Origin of the sequence: Bradyrhizobium jicamae (genome assembly GCF_001440395.1) — a bacterium.
Taxonomy (GTDB): Bacteria; Pseudomonadota; Alphaproteobacteria; order Rhizobiales; family Xanthobacteraceae; genus Bradyrhizobium; species Bradyrhizobium jicamae.
In genome coordinates this window covers 727-952 of sequence record NZ_LLXZ01000213.1, presented here as the reverse complement: position 1 = coordinate 952, position 226 = coordinate 727, and positions in this window count along the sequence as shown.

Sequence of the window (226 nt, the reverse complement as noted above, 5' to 3'; positions counted from 1 at the left end):
AGACGACCAATAGAACAGGTCGTTGTTGATGTAGCGCTCGACCACATAGAATGTTTTGCCGTCATCCATGGCTTTGATGCTCCCTACTGAGGGTCTGTGCCGGCCTGCGCCAGCCGCTTCGCCTGGTAGGTCATCTGCGCTTGCTTCTCCGGCCTCAGCAGATCGGCTTCGCTCTCCGTCGCCTTGATCTGGTAGATCAGGTTGGAGACGAAGTTCCGGGCGGGCA